Origin of the sequence: Pseudomonas sp. Ag1, assembly GCF_000278565.1 — a bacterium.
Lineage (GTDB): Bacteria > Pseudomonadota > Gammaproteobacteria > Pseudomonadales > Pseudomonadaceae > Aquipseudomonas.
In genome coordinates this window covers 210893-226083 of record NZ_AKVH01000107.1, presented here as the reverse complement: position 1 = coordinate 226083, position 15191 = coordinate 210893, and the positions used below count along the sequence as shown (strand labels likewise).

The following is a 15191-nucleotide window of genomic DNA, read 5'->3' as shown; positions in this document are numbered from 1 at the left end:
TCAGGAGCGTTCCATGAACAACAAACACAGGATGGCGCTGGCCGTTGCGCTGATGCTGGCGTGGCCGGCCATCAGCGGTGCGGCAGAGGCGGAAGAAGAAGGCAAGATCGAGCTGACCGAACAGCAGGTCCAGGCCGCCGGTATTCAACTGGCCCCGGCGCAATCCCGGCAGATCAGCACTGTGCTTTCGCTGCCGGGCGAGGTGCGTTTCGACGAAGACCGCACCTCCCACATCGTCCCGCGTGCTGCCGGCGTGGTGGAGTCGGTGAAGGTCAACCTCGGCCAATCGGTGAAGAAGGGCGAGCTGCTCGCGGTGATCGCCAGCCAGCAGATTTCCGATCAGCGCAGTGAACTGGCGGCCATTGAGCGCCGGGTGGTACTGGCCCGCACCACCTTCCAGCGCGAGCGCCAGTTGTGGCAGGACAGGATCTCCGCCGAACAGGATTACCTGCTGGCGCGCCAGGCGCTGCAAGAGGCCGAAATCGCCCTGAACAATGCCCGGCAAAAGATGAACGCCCTGAGCGGCAGCGCTGTATTGGTCGGCGGCAATCGCTACGAACTGCGGGCGCCGTTCGACGGCGTGGTGGTGGAAAAACACCTGGGTGTCGGCGAGGTGGTGAGCGAGACCAGCAACGCATTCACCCTGTCGGACCTGTCCCAGGTGTGGGTCACCTTCGGCGTGTTCCCCAAGGATTTGAACAAGGTCCGGGTCGGCAAACCGGTGAAGGTCACGTCCTCGGAAATGGGCACCGAAGTACTTGGCACCGTGGCCTATGTCGGCAACTTGCTGGGGGAGCAGACCCGCACCGCCACCGTACGCGTCACGGTGCCGAACCCCGACGCTTCGTGGCGTCCAGGGCTGTTCGTTTCCGTGCAGGTCGCCACCGACACCTACCCGGCCAAGGTCACCGTCCCCCAGGAGGCGATCCAGACCGTCGAGGACAAACCCTCGGTGTTCGTGCGCACCAGCGACGGCTTCATGACCCGGCATATCGAACTGGGCGTCAGCGAAAACGGTTTCGTCGAAGTGCGCCAGGGCCTCGACGCCGGCGCGCAGGTGGCCACCGTCGGCAGCTTCATCCTCAAGTCCGAGTTGGGCAAGGCCTCGGCCGAGCACGCCCATTGATCCTGCGAGTGATTTCCCATGTTTGAGCGCCTTATCCAATTCGCCATCGAGCAGCGCATCATCGTGCTGCTGGCGGTGCTGTTGATGGCCGGTGTCGGTATCGCCAGCTATCAGAAATTGCCCATCGACGCCGTGCCGGATATCACCAACGTCCAGGTGCAGATCAACTCGGCGGCGGCGGGTTTTTCGCCGCTGGAAACCGAGCAGCGCATCACCTTTCCCATCGAGACCGCCATGGCCGGGCTGCCGGGCTTGCAGCAGACCCGCTCGCTGTCGCGCTCGGGCTTGTCCCAGGTCACGGTGATTTTCAAGGACGGCACCGACCTGTTCTTCGCCCGCCAGCTGGTCAACGAACGCTTGCAGGTGGCTCGCGAGCAACTGCCCGATGGCATCGAAAGCATGATGGGGCCGATCTCCACCGGGCTCGGGGAAATCTTCCTGTGGACCGTGGAGGCGAAAGACGGCGCGCGCAAGGAGGACGGCTCAGCCTATACGCCGACCGACCTGCGGGTGATCCAGGACTGGATCATCAAGCCGCAACTGCGCAACGTGCCGGGGGTGGCCGAGATCAACACCATCGGCGGCTTTGCCAAGGAATACCAGATCGCCCCGGACCCCAAGCGCCTGGCGGCCTACAACCTGACCTTGGGCGACCTGGTCACGGCGCTGGAGCGCAACAACGCCAACGTCGGCGCCGGCTACATCGAGCGCAGTGGCGAGCAATTGCTGATCCGTGCGCCGGGGCAAGTCGCGTCCATCGACGACATTGCCAACATCGTCATCACCACTTCCGACGGTACGCCGATTCGGGTGCGCAACGTCGCCCAGGTCGACATTGGCCGCGAGCTGCGTACCGGTGCCGCCACGGAAAATGGCCGCGAAGTGGTGCTGGGCACGGTGTTCATGTTGATCGGCGAAAACAGCCGCACGGTGTCCCAGGCGGTCGCGAAAAAACTCGAAGAGATCAACCGTTCGCTGCCTGAAGGTGTGGTGGCCGTCACCGTCTACGACCGCACCAACCTGGTGGAAAAAGCCATCAGCACCGTGAAGAAAAACCTCTTCGAAGGGGCGCTGTTGGTGGTGGCGGTGTTGTTCCTGTTCCTGGGGAATATCCGCGCCGCGCTGATCACCGCGATGGTGATTCCCCTGGCGATGTTGTTCACCTTTACCGGGATGTTTACCAACAAGGTCAGCGCCAACCTGATGAGCCTCGGCGCGCTGGATTTCGGGATTATCGTGGATGGCGCGGTGGTGATCGTCGAAAACGCCATCCGCCGCCTGGCCCACGCCCAGCAGCGCCACGGGCGATTGCTGACCCGCAGCGAGCGCCTGCATGAAGTGTTCGCGGCGGCCAAGGAAGCGCGGCGCGCGCTGATCTTCGGGCAACTGATCATCATGGTGGTGTACCTGCCGATCTTCGCCCTCACCGGGGTGGCCGGGAAGATGTTCCACCCGATGGCGTTCACCGTGGTGATCGCGCTGTTGGGGGCAATGATTCTGTCCGTAACCTTCGTGCCGGCGGCCATTGCGCTGTTCGTCACCGGCAAGGTCAAGGAAGAGGAAAACCTGGTGATGCGCAGCGCACGCCGTGTCTACGCGCCGGTGCTGGATTGGGTGATGGCGCGCCGGCCGCTGGTGTTCGGCCTGGCGGTGCTGGCCATCGTTGCGTCGGGCCTGGTGGCCAGTCGCATGGGCAGCGAATTTATCCCCAGCCTCAGCGAGGGTGATTTCGCCCAACAAGCGTTGCGGGTGCCGGGCACCAGCCTGACGCAGTCGGTGCAGATGCAGCAGCAGCTGGAAAAGACCTTGATGGCCGAGGTGCCGGAAATCGAGCGGGTATTCGCCCGCACCGGCACCGCGGAAATCGCCTCCGACCCGATGCCACCGAACATCTCCGACAGCTACGTGATGCTCAAGCCCAAGGACCAGTGGCCCGACCCGAAGAAGTCCCGCGAGGCAATCATCGCCGACATCCAGCGCGCCAGTGCGATTGTGCCGGGCAGCGTGTATGAACTGTCGCAACCGATCCAGCTGCGCTTCAACGAACTGATTTCCGGCGTGCGCAGTGACGTGGCGGTGAAGGTGTTTGGTGACGACATGGCGGTGCTCAACAAGACCGCCGGGGAAATCGCCGAGACCTTGCAAACCCTCAAGGGCGCCTCGGAAGTGAAGGTGGAACAGACCTCCGGCCTGCCGGTGCTGACCATCAATATCGACCGCGACAAGGCCGCGCGTTTCGGCCTGAACGTGGGCGATGTGCAAGACACGATTGCCGTCGCCGTGGGTGGGCGCCAGGCCGGGACGATGTACGAAGGCGACCGGCGTTTTGATATGGTCGTGCGTTTGTCTGATGCGCTGCGCACCGATATCGAAGGCCTGTCGCGGCTGTTGATTCCGATCCCGGCGCTGGCGAATAACGCGGCGGGGCAGTTGGGTTTTATCGCGCTGTCGGAAGTCGCCAGCCTGGACCTGGTGCTCGGCCCCAACCAGATCAGCCGCGAAAACGGCAAGCGCCTGGTGATCGTCAGCGCCAACGTGCGTGGGCGCGATATCGGCTCGTTTGTCGAGGAAGCCGGGACGGCCATCGGCACCCAGGTGAAAATTCCTGCGGGCTACTGGACCAGCTGGGGCGGCCAGTTCGAGCAGTTGAAGGAAGCTTCCGAGCGCTTGCGCATCGTGGTGCCGGTGGCATTGCTGCTGGTGTTCGGCTTGCTGTTCATGATGTTCAACAACCTCAAGGACGGGCTGCTGGTGTTCACCGGGATTCCCTTCGCGTTGACCGGCGGGATCATGGCGCTGTGGCTGCGGGACATTCCGTTGTCGATCTCGGCGGGCGTGGGTTTTATCGCGCTGTCGGGGGTGGCGGTGCTGAACGGGTTGGTGATGATTGCGTTCATTCGCAACCTGCGGGAAGAGGGGCGCTCATTGTCGGTGGCCATCAACGAAGGCGCCCTGACGCGCTTGCGCCCGGTGTTGATGACGGCGTTGGTGGCGTCGCTGGGGTTTATCCCCATGGCCCTGGCCACCGGCACCGGCGCCGAAGTGCAGCGCCCGTTGGCGACGGTGGTGATTGGCGGGATTATTTCGTCGACGCTGCTGACCCTGCTGGTATTGCCGGCGCTGTATCACTGGGCGCACCGGCGTGAAGAACAGGAAGACCGCCCGATGCCTGACCAATAACCTGTGGTGAGGGAGCAAGCTCCCTCACCACAGGTTATTGGCAGATAGCGTTGGTATGAAGGGGAAACACCAACCGAAACACAGTGAAATCTCCGGGCTCGCTGCTGACTTCTGCCCGGCCTTGATGCAGGGTCATGATCGACCGCACGATGGCCAGCCCCAGCCCGGTCCCCCCTTCGGAGCGGGCGCGGCTGCTGTCGACGCGGTAGAAACGCTCGAACAGGTTCGGCAGGTGGTGCGCTTCAATCCCCGGACCCGGGTTGCCCACCGACAGCGAGACTTGCTGCCCGTGGGTTTCCACCTGCAACGACACCGTGGAAGCGTGCGGGGTATGCCGGATGGCATTGGACAACAAGTTGGAAATCGCCCGCTGAATCATCAGGCGGTCGCCATGCACCGAGGCATCACCGTGAAGGCTCAGGCTCAGTTGCTTGTCTTCGGCACTCAACGCAAACAGCTCCATCACCCGGCGCGCTTCAGCGGCCAGGGACACGGGTGCAAACGAAACCCGCGCCGCCGGGTGGCTGACCTGTGCCAGGAACAGCATGTCGGAAACGATCCGCGCCAACCGCTCCATTTCTTCGGTGCTGGATTCCAGCACCGCCTTGTACTCCTCGGGCGGTCGCTCCCGGGACAACGTCACCTGGGCCTTGCCCATCAAGTTGGTCAGTGGCGCGCGCAGTTCGTGGGCCAGGTCATCGGAGAACTGCGACAGCTGCTGCACACCGCCATCCAGGCGCTGCAGCATGAAGTTGATGCCCTGCGCCAACTCGCCCAACTCGTTGGGCAAGTTATCCACAGCCAGGCGGTGGGTCAGATCCTGTGTGGTGACCTTGGCCGCGACGCGGCTGAACTGTTGCAGCGGTGCGAGCCCGCGTTGCACCACCCACCACGCGCCGATGCCGATCAGCAGCAACAGCAGCGGCAGGGCGATCACCGTGGAACGCAGGTAAGCACTGAGCAATGCCTGATCGTCCCTGCGGTCCAGGGACAGCAGCACCCGCACGCGTTCGCCGCTGGACAGGCGCATCAGGCTGGAGGCGCTGAGCACCTGGTTACCGTTGCTGTCGTCCCAGTTCAGGTAACCGAGGGTCTGGCGTGGTGCGAAGTCGGTCAGTAACGGTTCCTGTGGCTTGGCACCGACGCTCAGCAGCACCGCTTCATCGGGTGCGGTGCCGACGATGGTCAGGTAGAAATTGTCATGCCCCATCACCAGGTCCATCAGCGAATGCGGGCGGGCTTTTATGTCGCGGGTGTCCAGGCCGAGGGCGAGGCTGTGCTGGATCTGCTCCATCTTGCTTTCCAAGCCCTTGCGCGCCAGCTTCTCAAGCTCGTGGGTCAGCGCCAGGTAGGCCAGTGTCGCGAGCAGCACCACCAGGCCCGCGCCCATCAGGCTCACCGTCAGCCCGAGGCGCATCGACAGGCTGCTGGCTTTCATTGGCGGGCCTCCAGCACATAGCCCACGCCGCGAATGGTATGGATCAGCTTGACGTCACTCTGGTCATCGACCTTGGCCCGCAGGCGGCTGATGGAGACCTCCACCACGTTGGTGTCGCAGTCGAAATTCATGTCCCACACCAGGGAAATAATCTGCGTGCGGGTCAGCACTTCGCCAGACTGACGCATCAGCACATGCAGCAGCGCGAACTCCTTGGTGGTCAGGTCAATGCGCCGGGTGCCGCGATAGGCGCGGTGGCGGCGCGGGTCCAGTTCAAGGTCCGACACGCGGAAGACTTCCGGCACCGGTATGTGCTCGCTGCGGCGCAACAGCGTGCGCACCCGGGCCAGCAATTCGGGGAATTCGAAGGGTTTGACCAGGTAATCATCGGCGCCCATGTCCAGGCCCTTGATCTTGTCAGTCAGCCGGCCACGGGCTGTGAGCATCATCACCCGTTGGTTGCTGTCGCGGCGCAGTTGCTCAAGCACTTCCCAGCCGTCCTTGGCCGGCAGGTTTACATCGAGAATCACCAGTTCATAAGCGTGTTGCCCGGCCAGGTGCAGGCCGTCCACGCCGCTGGCGGCGCAGTCGACCACGTAACCGCTTTCGGTCAGGCCCTGCTGCAGGTAGGCGGCGGTTTTTTGCTCGTCCTCAACCACAAGGATACGCATGGGGATTTACCTTTTACTGATAGAGAGAGACTGAAATTCGAATTTTCCGAAGCCTGAAGGCTGAAGTAGCTACAGGGTCAATCAGCCAGTTTGTGACTGGTTGTTGCGTTGCAGAACGGGCGGGCAAAAAAAACGCCCCATCCGGGGCGTTAAAAATTCATCTCTTTCCAAAGGAGCTACACAAAAGCTTCAGAGATGAATGTGCTCGGTGTGCGCCGTTCAGATCGACTGCTTCTGTGCGTCGGCGGGCGCGGTCTCGGCCACGGACTGTTCACCGTGGACCTGTTGCTGTTGCTGGCGGAACTCGGCGAGGAACTGCCGGGAACGGTCGGCGCCGTCGTCGGCGAATGCGAGGGTGGAAGTGGCGCCGAGAAAACTGATCAATAACAGGTGGGATGGCTTCATGACGTGTCTCCAAATAAGGCGTGTGCCGTTAGTTGTGACCAGTGTATGAAGCGCAACTTAACGAGAAGGTGAGGCGCATATTACAGTTCTGACAGGCTTCAATTTGTGAACAGATGTTAGTCAACGGCAAATGAATGTAAGCATTTGCCGTTGTGTTCATTTACAGAATTGCCAATGGGTATTCGACAATCAACCGAACTTCCTCCAAGTCCGACTCAAAGGCACTTGAGCGAACGGTCGCCTGGCGCAAACGCAGCGACAGGTCTTTCAAGTTACCGCCCTGCACCACGTACTTCGCCTCGATATCCCGCTCCCAGCGGCGTTGATCGGTCAGCGGGTCGCCGGCCGCGTCACGGCGCATGTACACGCTGTTGGCGTTGCTGTAGTCGGCGCCGGTACCTTTGCCATAGCGGGTCATGAAGGTCAGGCCAGGAATGCCGAAGGCCTGCATGTCGAGGTTATAGGCGAGCATCCACGAGCGTTCCCTGGGCGAGTTGAAGTCGCTGTACTGGATCGAGTTGTTGAGGAAGATCGAGTCCGACATGCGCAGGTAGTCAAAGTCGTCATCGCCGTTGTTGCGCTGGTGCGACAGGGCCAGGCTGTGGGCGCCGACCTTGACCCCGAGCCTGGCGCTCCAGATGTTGTTATCGAACTCGCCAAGGCGTTTCTTGCCCTCGTCCACGGCCTTGTAATAGTTGAAGTCGCCAAACAGCGACACGTCATCGTTCAGCGGGTAGCTGGCGGCGCTGCCGAAGTAGTACTGGTCCCAGGCATCCTTCAGGCGGCTGGTGTACAGGCTGACGCTGAGGTGTTTGTTCACCTGGTAGTCGCCGCCGGCATAGCCGATCCAGGGTGAATCCACCTTGCCCGCATAAAAGGTCGCGAAGCCTTTATCCATGCCGCTCTGGGTGGGCTGGCTCATGCCGCTCAAGTGCCCGGCCTGCAAGCTCAAGCCGTCAATGCTGGTGTTTTGCGCGGTGACGCCACGGAAGCTTTCCGGCAACACCCGCGAGTCGCCGTAGGCCACCACCGGGGTCAGCGGGAACACGTCACCGGCCTTGATCACGGTATCCAGCAGGCGCACTTTTACCGCGCCGCCGAGCTTGCTGTAGCCGTCCTCGGGGTGGTTGTCGCTGTCTACCGGCAGTACGCCGAACGAGCCCTTGCCGCCGCTGCGGCCGGTGCCGGAGTCGAGTTTCAGGCCATACATCGCAAACGCATCGAGGCCGAAACCCACCGGACCCTGAGTGAATCCGGATTCGAACTTGCCGATAAAACCCTGGGCCCAGGCTTCGGAATAGCCATTGCCGGTGGGGCTCGACTGGCCCTTGCGGTCATCGCGGTTGAAGTAGAAGTTGCGGGCCAGCACGTTCAAGGTGCTGCCTTCGATAAATCCTTCGGGTTTTTCTTCCACGGCCATGCCTGACAGCGGGGTGAGCCCCGCCAGGGCGGCAATCATGGAGAGGGAAAGTGTGCGGTTAGTGCTCATGTAGCGCTCCTCGGTAGTGGCAGCTATCAGCTTCTTATCGATGGGGCATTCTTGTTGTGATGGCGCCCGGGCAGATAGTTGCAAACACGAGATAACGGCGAGGTGGCGCACAGATTACAATTTTGGAATTTCAATAAAACATAACGGATAAGTAATCTTTCGGTGAACTTTGCGACAGGCTTGGTTAGTTATTCTTGCTCTGAACTTTTAATTCAATAAGTCAGACGAGGACGCCCTCATGAATACCCTGAAAACCACTGTCGCTGCATTGGCCCTGATCGTTTCCGCCAGCGCGATGGCCGAAGGTGGAGGCGACCGCACCTTCGCCCAATTGATGCAAAACAATGAGCAAGCCATGGCCGCCTACGCCGCCAGAAAGGGCAAGCCTGCGCCCGAGGTGCTGGTGTATCGCTACGGCATGAAGCTGGACATTGCCAGGGTGGTGAATGTCACGCCGCCGATCCGCTCGTGCAGCGCGGTGCCGTCACGCATGACCTACGAAGACTCCACCGGCAAGCTCAACACGCTCCACTACCAAGTGATGGGCATCTGCCGTAACAACGGCAGTTGAGGGGCTGAAAAAATATAGTTGGGCAATGGGCTAAAGCTCTCTTAAGAAAATGCCGGCAGCGCCGATGCAGGTCAGATCCCGCCCTCATTTGCCCACCGGTGCCTCCATGTTCAACACCCGTCTCAAGCAGGAGCTGTCTGCTCTTCGCGAAGAATTATCCAGTTTGCAGCAGGTCAAGGAGAGCCTGGAAAGCGAAATGATGGCCCTGACCCTGGATCCCGAAGGGCGCATCGAGTCTGTCAATGCCATCTTCCTTCAAGAGATGGCTTACCAGGCAAGTCAGCTGCAAGGCCGCCTGATCGAGGATCTGGTGCCGGCGCACGTCAAGCACGACACCTTTCAACTGCGCTTCACGAACGCCCTGGTGCGTGGCGAACACTTCGCCGGTTCCGTACGCCTGATGCGCGGCAACGGCAATGAGGCGTGGCTGCGCTCCATCGTGCAACCGGTGCGTGGCAGTGACGGGCGTATCAAGCATATTTCGATGTACTCCAGCGACCTGACCCGCACTATCGAGGCGTCCCGCGAGCACGAAAACCTGATCACCGCGCTGGTGCGTTCCACGGCAGTGATCGAGTTCGACCTCAACGGTAATGTGCTGACGGCCAACGACCGTTTCCTCAACGGCATGGGTTACAGCCTGGCGCAGATCCAGGGCAAACATCACCGGATATTCTGTGAGCCGCAGGATGCCGGCAGCGTCGAGTACCAGCAGTTCTGGAAGCGCCTGAACGCCGGTGAATTCGTCGCGGGGCGCTTCAAGCGGGTGGACAGCCACGGGCGGGTGGTGTGGCTGGAGGCTTCGTATAACCCGGTGCTCGACGCCAACGAGCGGCTGTACAAAGTGGTCAAGTTCGCCACGGTGATCACCGACCAGGTCAACCAGGAACAGGCCGTGGCCGACGCGGCCAACATCGCCTACAGCACCTCGCTGCACACCGACAGCAGCGCCCAGCGCGGCACCACCGTGGTCACCCAGGCGGTGGAGGTGATGCGCGACCTGGCCAAGCACATGGAGCAGGCGGGTGAGGGCATTGAAGCGCTGAACGCCCAGTCCCAGGTGATTGGCAGCATCGTCAAGACCATCAGCGGCATCGCCGAGCAGACCAACCTGCTGGCGCTCAACGCCGCCATCGAAGCCGCCCGTGCCGGTGAGCAAGGCCGTGGTTTTGCGGTGGTGGCCGATGAGGTTCGGCAACTGGCGTCGCGTACCAGCAAGGCCACCGAGGAAATCGTCGGCGTGGTGCGCCAGAACCAGGACATGGCCCGCGATGCAGTGGCGCTGATGACCGATGGCCGCCTGCAGGCCGAGCAAGGGCTGGCCCTTGCGGCCGAGGCGGGCACGGTGATCGTCGAGATCCAGGACGGCGCCCAGAAGGTGGTCAGCGCCGTAGGGCAATTCGCCAATCAACTGAGCAGCTAGTCACCCGGGCTCATGCTTGATGTATCGTAGGTTTTTTTTCCGAGCCTTTCGTCCATGAGCCCTAACCATCGCCGTCCCGTCCCGCTGTCCAAGGCCTACCGCTTGCTCAACCACGGCCCGACCGTACTGGTCAGCGCCGCGCACAACGGCCAGCGCAACATTATGGCTGCGGCATGGGCGATGCCGCTGGATTTCGAGCCGCCCAAAGTCGCCGTCGTGCTGGATAAGGCCACCTGGACCCGGCAACTGCTCGAAGGCGCCGGCACTTTCGTGCTCAACGTACCGTGTGCGGCCCAGGCCGATATCGTGCAGACCGTGGGCAACACCACCGGCAGCGAGACCGACAAGTTCGCCGCATATGACTTGCAGACGTTCAGCGGCGAACACACCGAAGCGCCGATGCTTGAAGGCTGCGTGGCGTGGCTGGAATGCCGCTTGCTGCCGGAACCGCATAACCAGCAGACCTACGATCTGTTCCTCGCCGAAGTGGTGGCCGCCCAGGCTGATGAGCGCGTATTCAGCGACGGTCGCTGGCATTTCGAAGGGCAGGATGCGCTGCGTACCTTGCACCATGTGGCGGGCGGGCATTTCCTGACGATTGGTGAGCCGATTGATGGGCGACAGCTTTAAGCCCAGTGCCAATTCTTCCGGTACAGCCTGGTTTTGTGGCGAGGGAGCTTGCTCCCGCTGGAGCGCGAAGCGGTCCCATTGTTTCCTGCCAATACACTTGGTCGGTAGATATACGACTGCTGCGCAGCCGAGCGGGAGCAAGCTCCCTCGCCACAAAGGTTGTGTTACCACTGGGCTTTGCTGAGTGCCTCGGCAAACGCCATCAACTTCGGCGAGTACTGCCGCGATGGCGGATACACCAGCGATATCGCCCGACTGCGCCCGGCAAATTCCTCCAGCAAGGGCACCAGGCGCCCGGCCGCCAGATCTTCCCGCACCGCAAAGTCCATCACCTGGGCGATGCCGAATCCGCCCAGCGCGCCGTCCACCAGCGCATCGCCGATATCAAAGATCAACCGCCCCTCGACACTCACGTCCTGCACCCTGCCATCGAGCATGAACTGCCAGTCCACCAGCCGGCTGGTGCGCAGGTTGCGCACGGTCAGGCAATTATGGTCCTTGAGTTCATCGACGGTTTGCGGCGTACCAAAACGCGCGAGATAAGCCGGGGAGGCGACGGTGACCCAGCGCAGCGGTGGCAGTGCCCGGGCGATCAGGCGTTGGTCCTGGATGTCGCCGGTGCGCAGCAAGGCGTCAAAGCCTTCGTCGACGATGTCCACCAGGCGGTCGGTCATTACCGCTTCAATGCGCAGATCGGGGTATTGCAGGGTCAGCTCGCCGATTACCGGCATCACCACCTTGCGGCCAAACAACGAGGGCGTGCTGATCTTCAGCAAACCGGACGGTGAGGCACGGCGGTCGAGCATTTGCCGCTCGGCTTCGGCCAGTTCCGCCAGCAGCGGCGCGCTGCGTTCATACAGCATCTGCCCGTCGGGCGTGAGGCTGACGCTGCGGGTGTTGCGTTGCAGCAGGCGCACACCCAGCTGGTTTTCCAGCCGGGAAATGGCCCGGGACAAGCCCGATTGGGTCAGCCCCAGGTCTCCGGCGGCGCGAGTGAAACTGCGGGTTTCGGCGACGCGTACCAGCAGGCGAACAGCATTCAGATCCATGATTAAAGTCATTACTGAAAGAGTGATAGGGGTATTTATCATCTGTTGGGCATGAAAGAAACTGGCGCCTCTCATTTTCAGGCAGGACGCTGTGATGTCTTCTTCTCGACCCTCTGGCTGGATGCTGTTGCTGCTGGCAACCGCGCAACTGATCATCGCCCTCGACGCGACCATTGTGTTTGTCGCGCTGCCCCAAATCGGCAGCCACCTGGGGTTTTCTGCCCAGCAATTGCAGTGGGTGGTCAGTGCCTACAGCGTGGCGTTTGGTGGCTTCCTGTTGCTGGGCGGTCGGGCGGCGGACCTGTTGGGCAAGCGGCGCTTGTACATGCTTGGCCAGTCGCTGTATGCGCTGTCTTCCCTGGCGGCGGTGCTCGGTGGCAGCGCCTTGCTGCTGGTGCTGGCGCGGGCGGTGCAGGGTGTGGGCGGGGCGCTGTTGTTCCCGGCCACGCTGGCGCTGATCAACACCCACTACGCCGAAGGGCCCGCGCGTCATCGGGCGTTTGCCGTGTGGAGCGCGGCGTCTGCGGCGGGCCTGGCATTGGGCGCGTTGCTCGGCGGCGTGCTGACCCAGGCCTGGGGCTGGGAAGCGGTGTTCCTGGTGAACGTGCCATTGGCCGGTGCCTGTGCCCTGGCGGCGCGCTACTGGATTCCCGCCGATGGCGAGCGGGCCCGCGGGCGCAACTTTGATATCAGCGGTGCGTTGACCGTGACGCTGGGCGGCACCTTGCTGGTGTTCTCCCTGGTGCAGGGGCCGGAGTGGGGTTGGGCGGCACCGTCGACCCTGGGCTGCATGGCCCTGGCGTTGGTGCTGCTCGGGTTGTTTGGGTGGATCGAACACCGGGGCCGTGATCCGTTGATGCCGCTTCGCTTGTTGGGCTATCGCGAGTTGCGCATGGCCATGGTGTTGACGGCGGTGTTCATGAGCAGCTTTGGCGTGCAGTACTACTTTCTGGCGGTGTACTACCAGCAGGTCTACGGCTACAGCGTGTTGCAGGCGGGGTTGGCGTTTTTGCCGGCGACGCTGGTGTGCACCGCGGGTATCTGGCTGGCGGAGCGTTCATTGGCGCGGCTGGGGTTGCGCAACACCCTGGTCAGCGGCCAGTTGGCGGGTGCGGTGGGTATCGCTTTGGTATGTGTGGCGTTGCCGACGGGGGCGGGGTTCTGGTCGTTGCTGCCGGGGATTTTCATCCTGAGTATTGGCCAGGGCATGACCTGGACGGCGATGTGGGTGGCCGCCGGGCTGGGCATCCGGCCGGGCGAGCAGGGCGTGGCGGCGGGCATGGCGTCCACCAGCCAGCAGATTGGCGGTGCGTTGGGGCTGGCGTTGCTGGTGTCGTTGGCGAACGCCGGTGGGTCGACGGGCGCGGCGCAGGCGGGCGGGATTGAACTGGCGTTGTGGTGGAGCGCGGCGATTGCCCTGGCGGGGGCGGTGCTGGCGTTGGCCCTTAAGGAACGAGCTCCAGCGTCGAATACGATTTCGGCAGCGACATAGTTCAACTGTAGGAGCTGGCTTGCCTGCGATAGCGGAGTGTCAGCCAACAATTTATTAACTGATCCACCGCCATCGCAGGCAAGCCAGCTCCTACAGGTTGATCGCGTTTCAAGGCGGGATTTCAGCGCCCGAGCATCTTCACCCAGCGCGACGGCGGCATGCCGAAAGTGCTGCGGAACTGGCGGGTCATGTGGCTCTGGTCGGTGAAGCCGGCGGTCAGTGCCGCATCTACCAATGACTGGCCCTGGCCCAGCAGGCTGCGCACCAGGTCCAGGCGGCGCATGGTCAGGTAGCGATAGGGGCTGGTGCCGAACAACAAACGAAAATCCCGCGACAACGCCCAGCGGTCGCGGTTGGCGTATTCCGCCATTTCATCGAGGGTAATCGGCCGTCCCAGGGCACTGTGGATAAATTCCCGTGCGCGCTCGGCGGCCCGGTAGTCGAAGGTCTTGCGATTGACCGTGATGCCCGACGCGTTATTCAGCGCCTGGGCCAAGTCAAACATCGCGTCCTGTTCCTGCAGCGGGTCAATCGGGCAATCCAGGCTTTGCAGCAACACTTCACTGGCGCGGTACAGCCACGGGTCGCTGGACAATCCGCCGGGGATGAACGGTAACGGCTTGCCGCCGAGCACCTGCTGGATCAGCGCCGGCTCCACGTAAATCATCCGGTATTTGAAACCTTCCTCGCTGCCGGCCCAGCCGTCATGCACTTCATCGGGATGGATCACCATGGTCCGCCCCGGCAGGCTGTGGGTCATGCCGCCGCGATAGTGAAAGCTCTGCACACCGAACAGGGTACGGCCGATGGCATAGGTGTCGTGGCGATGGGGGTCGAAGCCAAACCCGGCAAAATACGCCTCGATGCGCTCCAGGCCACTGGCGTGGGGCGCGCGGTGCAGCCAGTCGATATTGGTCGCCATGATGAGTTGTCGCGCAAAGAGATGGAAATACGGTAACCCAGTCTGAATCCGCTGTCTGCCGGGGTCTTGTACGATTGTGCAGGGCGGGTACCGGGCATATGATCCTTATTCCTGCACTGCCCTCGGCGGAATCCCAAATGGAATTGTTCAATCCGGCCTACGCGGCTCCTCTGGTCTCGCTGGCCCTGCTCTGGACCGTCGCGGTCGTCACGCCCGGCCCGAACTTCTTCAACACCGCGCAACTGGCCGCCAGTTGTTCACGCCGCCATGGCGTGGTGGCGTCGGCTGGCGTGGCCACCGGCACCGTGATGTGGGGTCTGGCAGGCGGTTTGGGGATCAAGTCGCTGTTCACCGCAGCACCCATGTTGTACCTGGCGTTCAAGATCATCGGCGGCTGCTACCTGATTTACCTGGGGTTGAAACTGTTCCGGCGCTCGGCACCGTCGATGGCCCAGAACCTGTTGCCCGACGAACCTCGGCGTTCACTGTTCTCCGCCTGGCGCCTGGGTTTGCTGGGCAACCTGTCCAACCCCAAGGCGGCGCTGTTCGTCGCGACGATCTTTGCGTCCACCATGCCGCAGTCACCGTCGCCGACGCTGCTGACCCTGGCCGTGATCACCATGGCGACCTTGTCATTCAGTTGGTACTCCTGCGTGGCACTGGTGTTTTCCAGTGAGCGGATGGCCAACGTCTATGCCCGCTCGCGCAAGTGGCTGGACCGGTTTGCCGGTGGTTGTTATGTGCTGTTCGGGGCCACGCTGGTAGCGAATCGCTGACGGCTCATGGTAAGAAGCC

The 15191-nt window shown here is 62.3% G+C and carries 13 protein-coding genes and 1 pseudogene; 8 read left to right on the top strand and 6 right to left on the bottom strand.

All coding sequences use genetic code 11. From position 1 onward, the window contains the following. The first annotated feature begins 13 nt into the window (after nucleotides 1-13). Both A462_RS08595 and A462_RS08600 read left to right on the top strand, forming a co-directional pair. Nucleotides 14-1126: an efflux RND transporter periplasmic adaptor subunit gene (locus A462_RS08595; protein ID WP_008437504.1), complete on the top strand. Its 1113-nt coding sequence runs from the start codon at nucleotides 14-16 to the stop codon at nucleotides 1124-1126. Nucleotides 1127-1144: 18 nt separating this feature from the next. Next, nucleotides 1145-4306 carry a CusA/CzcA family heavy metal efflux RND transporter gene (locus A462_RS08600; protein WP_008437503.1) on the top strand — a complete coding sequence of 1054 codons (3162 nt, stop codon included), beginning with the start codon at nucleotides 1145-1147 and terminating at the stop codon, nucleotides 4304-4306. A gap of 34 nt (nucleotides 4307-4340) precedes the next feature. Here the strand turns inward: A462_RS08600 and A462_RS08605 are convergent, their stop codons facing one another. The 4 genes from A462_RS08605 to A462_RS08620 all read right to left on the bottom strand — a co-directional run bounded on the left by A462_RS08605 (nucleotide 4341) and on the right by A462_RS08620 (nucleotide 8309). Beyond that, nucleotides 4341-5744 carry a heavy metal sensor histidine kinase gene (locus A462_RS08605; protein WP_008437501.1) on the bottom strand — a complete coding sequence of 468 codons (1404 nt, stop codon included), beginning with the start codon at nucleotides 5742-5744 and terminating at the stop codon, nucleotides 4341-4343. Then, complete coding sequence (locus A462_RS08610; RefSeq protein WP_003214417.1) at nucleotides 5741-6415, bottom strand: heavy metal response regulator transcription factor; 675 nt, start codon at nucleotides 6413-6415, stop codon at nucleotides 5741-5743. The genes A462_RS08605 and A462_RS08610 overlap by 4 nt, the downstream gene beginning before the upstream one ends. Nucleotides 6416-6634: 219 nt before the next feature. Next, entirely contained in the window at nucleotides 6635-6820 is a 186-nt protein-coding gene (locus tag A462_RS08615) for a hypothetical protein (protein WP_008437498.1), read from the bottom strand. Nucleotides 6821-6980: 160 nt separating this feature from the next. Then, nucleotides 6981-8309, bottom strand: coding sequence for an OprD family porin (locus tag A462_RS08620; RefSeq protein ID WP_008437496.1), 1329 nt, complete (start codon nucleotides 8307-8309; stop codon nucleotides 6981-6983). A 238-nt stretch (nucleotides 8310-8547) separates the two neighbouring features. On the opposite strand from A462_RS08620, the gene A462_RS08625 reads away from it, so the two are divergent. The 4 genes and pseudogenes from A462_RS08625 (at nucleotide 8548) to A462_RS08635 (ending at nucleotide 10933) form a co-directional block, all read left to right on the top strand. Continuing rightward, complete coding sequence (locus tag A462_RS08625; protein WP_008437494.1) at nucleotides 8548-8880, top strand: DUF2790 domain-containing protein; 333 nt, start codon at nucleotides 8548-8550, stop codon at nucleotides 8878-8880. Between the two features lie 49 nt (nucleotides 8881-8929). Then, nucleotides 8930-9763: pseudogene (locus tag A462_RS35290) on the top strand (PAS domain-containing protein); the annotation flags it as partial. A 108-nt stretch (nucleotides 9764-9871) separates the two neighbouring features. After that, on the top strand, nucleotides 9872-10303 hold the full coding sequence (locus A462_RS35285; protein ID WP_371132413.1) for a methyl-accepting chemotaxis protein: 432 nt from the start codon (nucleotides 9872-9874) through the stop codon (nucleotides 10301-10303). A 54-nt stretch (nucleotides 10304-10357) separates the two neighbouring features. Next, entirely contained in the window at nucleotides 10358-10933 is a 576-nt protein-coding gene (locus tag A462_RS08635) for a flavin reductase family protein (protein WP_003214424.1), read from the top strand. Nucleotides 10934-11097: 164 nt separating this feature from the next. Here A462_RS08635 and A462_RS08640 read toward each other — a convergent pair whose 3' ends face one another. Then, nucleotides 11098-11982: a LysR family transcriptional regulator gene (locus A462_RS08640; protein ID WP_008437493.1), complete on the bottom strand. Its 885-nt coding sequence runs from the start codon at nucleotides 11980-11982 to the stop codon at nucleotides 11098-11100. 121 nt (nucleotides 11983-12103) lie between these two features. Between A462_RS08640 and A462_RS08645 the strand changes: the two genes are divergently transcribed. Then, entirely contained in the window at nucleotides 12104-13474 is a 1371-nt protein-coding gene (locus A462_RS08645) for an MFS transporter (protein WP_008437492.1), read from the top strand. Between the two features lie 121 nt (nucleotides 13475-13595). Here the strand turns inward: A462_RS08645 and A462_RS08650 are convergent, their stop codons facing one another. Then, entirely contained in the window at nucleotides 13596-14396 is an 801-nt protein-coding gene (locus tag A462_RS08650) for an AraC family transcriptional regulator (RefSeq protein ID WP_003214430.1), read from the bottom strand. Nucleotides 14397-14533: 137 nt separating this feature from the next. Here A462_RS08650 and A462_RS08655 point away from each other — a divergent pair, with 137 nt between their 5' ends. Beyond that, complete coding sequence (locus tag A462_RS08655) at nucleotides 14534-15172, top strand: LysE family translocator (RefSeq protein ID WP_008437491.1); 639 nt, start codon at nucleotides 14534-14536, stop codon at nucleotides 15170-15172. Nucleotides 15173-15191: the final 19 nt, after the last annotated feature.

Bases quoted from the DNA above. Each gene is read 5' to 3' on its own strand.
- A462_RS08595 (WP_008437504.1), top strand. From the start codon at position 14: ATGAACAACAAACACAGGATGGCGCTGGCCGTTGCGCTGATGCTGGCG.
- A462_RS08600 (WP_008437503.1), top strand. From the start codon at position 1,145: ATGTTTGAGCGCCTTATCCAATTCGCCATCGAGCAGCGCATCATCGTG.
- A462_RS08605 (WP_008437501.1), bottom strand. From the start codon at position 5,744: ATGAAAGCCAGCAGCCTGTCGATGCGCCTCGGGCTGACGGTGAGCCTG.
- A462_RS08610 (WP_003214417.1), bottom strand. From the start codon at position 6,415: ATGCGTATCCTTGTGGTTGAGGACGAGCAAAAAACCGCCGCCTACCTG.
- A462_RS08615 (WP_008437498.1), bottom strand. From the start codon at position 6,820: ATGAAGCCATCCCACCTGTTATTGATCAGTTTTCTCGGCGCCACTTCC.
- A462_RS08620 (WP_008437496.1), bottom strand. From the start codon at position 8,309: ATGAGCACTAACCGCACACTTTCCCTCTCCATGATTGCCGCCCTGGCG.
- A462_RS08625 (WP_008437494.1), top strand. From the start codon at position 8,548: ATGAATACCCTGAAAACCACTGTCGCTGCATTGGCCCTGATCGTTTCC.
- A462_RS35285 (WP_371132413.1), top strand. From the start codon at position 9,872: ATGCGCGACCTGGCCAAGCACATGGAGCAGGCGGGTGAGGGCATTGAA.
- A462_RS08635 (WP_003214424.1), top strand. From the start codon at position 10,358: ATGAGCCCTAACCATCGCCGTCCCGTCCCGCTGTCCAAGGCCTACCGC.
- A462_RS08640 (WP_008437493.1), bottom strand. From the start codon at position 11,982: ATGGATCTGAATGCTGTTCGCCTGCTGGTACGCGTCGCCGAAACCCGC.
- A462_RS08645 (WP_008437492.1), top strand. From the start codon at position 12,104: ATGCTGTTGCTGCTGGCAACCGCGCAACTGATCATCGCCCTCGACGCG.
- A462_RS08650 (WP_003214430.1), bottom strand. From the start codon at position 14,396: ATGGCGACCAATATCGACTGGCTGCACCGCGCGCCCCACGCCAGTGGC.
- A462_RS08655 (WP_008437491.1), top strand. From the start codon at position 14,534: ATGGAATTGTTCAATCCGGCCTACGCGGCTCCTCTGGTCTCGCTGGCC.